The following is a 315-nucleotide window of genomic DNA, read 5'->3' on the forward strand; positions in this document are numbered from 1 at the left end:
GAGCATGTCAGCACCGAAATGAGCCTCCATGTGCTCGCGTATAACCTCAGGCGTGTCATGGCGATCCTTGGCACTGGGTCGATGATGCAAAAGATGCGAGCCTGAGGACAGACTTGCAGCAGGCCGGCCGCGCCGCGCAGCACCTCGACGCGGTCATACATGGCGGTGCCGCCCGAGTAATTGCTGGCGCGGCCGTAGAAGCCGCGTTCCAGCGGCACGCCGTCGTACTGGATGACGCTGTCCTCGAAGCCGCGAGAATAGATGTACTTGCCGCCCTGCGGGCTCTGCTGCAGGGTCACGCCGGTGGTGTTTTCC

At 63.2% G+C, this 315-nt stretch carries 1 pseudogene; it reads right to left on the reverse strand.

From position 1 onward, the window contains the following. Positions 1-113: 113 nt before the first annotated feature. Positions 114-315 (reverse strand): annotated as a pseudogene (locus SB771_RS33905) (TonB-dependent receptor plug domain-containing protein); the annotation flags it as partial.

It is taken from the genome of Burkholderia sp. SIMBA_051, from assembly GCF_046534915.1.
Lineage (GTDB): Bacteria > Pseudomonadota > Gammaproteobacteria > Burkholderiales > Burkholderiaceae > Burkholderia > Burkholderia ambifaria.